The following is a 3,528-nucleotide window of genomic DNA, read 5'->3' on the forward strand; positions in this document are numbered from 1 at the left end:
GTGAGCCTGCCGGAGGCGATGGTGTAATCTCGCAGCCGAATACCGCCGTTTTTTTAACCGCCTTGTTCCTATCCCCACTTGTAATTACCAAGATCGGCCACTAACTTACTGAGAATGATTCGCATTAGCAGCGAATCGTTTCGACGAAGCAAGCGATGGGCCCTTAGGGGGCTCTCTAGCCAGCCACGGTCGATCCACCCCTGAAAAAACGACTCGCCAAGTGGCGTTTCGTTGTGCTTTCAGGGTCGATCCCTACCTCGTGAGCCAACTGGCTGGAGATTTTTCTATGTTGTGTTATTTATGTCGATCGATTCACCGCACGCGGCTGCAGTCGAAGTGTTCGCGGATGCGGGGGCTGAGCTTTGGTCCATTGGTATCCAATCGTAATGCATTTACGCTGGTTGAGCTGCTGGTTGTGATCGCCATCATTGGCGTGCTGGTCGGGCTGCTACTGCCCGCTGTGCAAGCCGCTCGCGAAGCGGCGCGTTCGATGCAATGTAGCAACAACTTGAAACAAATCGGGCTCGGTTTGCACAACTATGCATCGACCTATAACGGCAAGTTTCCTAACAATGGTTACTCGTGGCCCAGCGGTTACCCGAGTGACTATTCTCCGTTTGCAAAAATCTTGCCGTTTCTCGAGCAAGCGAGCCTGCAAGATCTGATCGATTTCGATATCTACATGGGGCATCCGGCGACGGCTGATCTGCCGGCGGGACTCCATGAAGCCGCCGGCACCCGCGTCCCGACCTACGAGTGTCCGAGCGACATTAACGCCGCCTTGCACTGGTTGTCCATGCCGTCGGGGGCATCGATTCAGATCGCGGGAACCAGCTATGCGATGAATCAGGGCAGCGGTTTGGATGGCGTGTTTCATCCTGGAAACGGTACGAAGTCGGACGGCTTGTGCTGGATCGATGCGAAGGTTGGATTCCGAGACATCTTGGATGGGACAAGCAACACGATCGTGTTTGCTGAAACGCTGATTGGCGGCGCAATTGATCAAGCCACCGCGACGCCGGTGATGGATCCCGATTTTTATCGAGCATCGACGTCCGCAGCGGATACCACCGTCGCGAATCTCTCGGACTCGGGAAACATCGCCGATGTGCAGAGCTATATCACGGCATGGAATGGCGATCGCAACCATTATTGGCTGCGTGGCAGCGTTCCCAACGGGCCCGTCATCAACGGGCGTTTGAGCCCCAATAGTCCGATTCCCGATATGGTGCGAGGATCGTCCAAGATCACGGCCGCCCGCAGTAATCACACCGGATTGGTAAAGGTTTGTTTGGCCGATGGCAGCGTGCGAACCGTGACCGATTCGATCGATCGCACCGTATGGCACGCCAGCTGGACCCGACACGGCCATGAAGTCAAAACGGTATCGTCTGAATGAGCATCGACACCATGGATCCGGCGCCAACGAACGTGGCGGTCAAGAAGCCACTTCGAAAAAAGCGAAGCCGACGCTCGGCTTGGTTGCGGCTGCTGATCCATTCGCACTGGATGAGTTCCGCGATCAGTTTGGTGGGCATGATACTGTTCGCCTTCACCGGCATCACGCTGAATCATGCGTCACAGATCGAAACAGAACCGGTCATCGAAAACCAATTGGTCGAGTTGCCAACACGATTGCAACCACAGCTTCGTGTTGCCGAGGATACCCAATTGGCAGTGCTGCCGAGCGAAGTTGCGAGCTGGTTGAGTGATCAGTTCGCGATTTCCATCGGGGTCCGCGAAGCCGAGTGGTCTGCCGACGAAGTTTATCTTTCGTTGCAGGGACCGGGATCCGATGCCTGGATCGCGATTGATCGAGAAAGCGGCGAAGTTGAATTTCAATCGACGAGCCGCGGCTGGATCGCGTATTTGAACGATTTACACAAAGGCCGACACACGGGTACGGCTTGGATGTGGTTCTTGGACGTGTTCGCGGTTGCGACGCTGGTGTTCTGCATCACGGGATTGCTGTTGCTGTATGAACGTGCCGGAAACCGCCGATCGACTTGGCCACTCGTCGCGATTGGTTTGGTCGCGCCGTGGATTCTGATTCTGTTGTTCATTCACTAAAAAAATCGACACCGAAAAATCTAACACTGAGACATTCGATGAAATACCTCTGCCTGTTCTTTCTATCTTCGGTCTGCGTTCTCGCTGTCACCGCAAGTGAGCCGGATTCCACCAAGCTGGAAGTCAGCGTTGAGATCCCGCAGTTGAATGTGTCGGAATATCACCGTCCCTACGTCGCCGTCTGGGTCCAAGACACGAACCGGAAAGTGGTTGCGAACCTTGCCGTGTGGTACCAGCTGACTGGCAAAACGGAAGGCGAAGGCACGAAATGGCTTCCTGATTTACGGCAATGGTGGCGACGCTCGGGCCGTAGTCTCGAATTGCCCGTCGATGGTGTGTGCGGTGCAACGCGTCCAGCCGGCAAGCACACGTTGCAGTTCGCCAGCAACGACAAGCGTCTCGCCTCACTAAAACCGGGCGACTACGTGCTTGTGATCGAAGCGGCACGTGAAGTGGGTGGACGTGAACTGCTGCAGATTCCTTTCACTTGGCCCACAAAGTCCTCCATTGAAGAAGAAGTCGCTGGCGAAACCGAACTCGGTAAAGTCTCGCTATCGATAACCCCATAACCATGTAGGCAGGAGTCATTGGGTAAACATCCCATCGACCGATTGGGAAAACGCTGTGAAGCATTTATTCGTAGCGAAACTCGCAGAGAGTTTCGGTTTCACTGGCGTAGCCGAAAGTCTCTGCGACTTTCGCAACAGTTAATTCGCGTTTTCCCCATATCCAAAAATGCTTCACAGCGATCGCCAACGCGGCTGTTTCGCGGAAGATCTCCTGCCTCGTTGCTTCGCAGTAAAAACAATCACCAGATGCACATGACGAAAAAGATTGCACCTCGATTGCGTCATGTGTGATCACAGTCTTTGTAGTCCCAGAACCCGCCCTCACCACTTGGAGTAAACGAAATGTCTCGATTTTTGCTTTCCGCCGCGTTCATTGTCACCCTTGCCGTACCGAGTTACGCACACAAAGTTTGGCTGCGACCTTCGCAAACGGTTCTGTCCGGGGCGGAGCCCTGGGTTACCGTCGACGCCGCCGTCTCGAACGACCTGTTCTACTTCAATCATTTCCCACTGAAGCTCGACGGACTGGTGATTACGGCTCCCGATGGCGAACCTGTCGAAGGCCAGAATCTGGCGGTTGGCAAATACCGCAGTGTCTTTGACCTTCCTCTGACGCAACAAGGCACTTATCGAATCGCGGTGGTCAATGACGGTGCGTTCGCAAGCTATGAACATGGGGGAGAGCGACATCGACTGCGTGGCAATGCCGCATCGCTTGAGAAAGAGATTCCCGCGGACGCCACCAACGTCCGAGTCACCGAGAGCATCGGCCGCATCGAAACGTTTGTGACCAACGGCGCCCCATCTGATGAAGCGTTGCAGCCCACCGGGAAAGGCATAGAATTGATCCCGATCACCCATCCGAATGATCTTTACGCGGGTGAGGAAG

The 3,528-nt window shown here is 54.8% G+C and carries 4 protein-coding genes; all 4 read left to right on the forward strand.

Going from position 1 to position 3,528, the window contains the following annotated elements; translation table 11 throughout:
• Window positions 1-346: 346 nt before the first annotated feature.
• Entirely contained in the window at window positions 347-1,399 is a 1,053-nt protein-coding gene (locus RMSM_RS35160; protein ID WP_052031958.1) for a DUF1559 domain-containing protein, read from the forward strand.
• Window positions 1,396-2,070 carry a PepSY-associated TM helix domain-containing protein gene (locus RMSM_RS35165; protein ID WP_008709098.1) on the forward strand — a complete coding sequence of 225 codons (675 nt, stop codon included), beginning with the start codon at window positions 1,396-1,398 and terminating at the stop codon, window positions 2,068-2,070. The genes RMSM_RS35160 and RMSM_RS35165 overlap by 4 nt, the downstream gene beginning before the upstream one ends.
• Window positions 2,071-2,108: 38 nt before the next feature.
• On the forward strand, window positions 2,109-2,639 hold the full coding sequence (locus RMSM_RS35170) for a DUF2271 domain-containing protein (RefSeq protein ID WP_008709101.1): 531 nt from the start codon (window positions 2,109-2,111) through the stop codon (window positions 2,637-2,639).
• Between the two features lie 342 nt (window positions 2,640-2,981).
• Window positions 2,982-3,528: DUF4198 domain-containing protein (locus tag RMSM_RS35180; protein WP_008709105.1), on the forward strand; the 547-nt coding region annotated here is incomplete at its 3' end.

The sequence above is a fragment of the Rhodopirellula maiorica SM1 genome (genome assembly GCF_000346295.1).
Classification (GTDB): Bacteria; Planctomycetota; Planctomycetia; order Pirellulales; family Pirellulaceae; genus Novipirellula; species Novipirellula maiorica.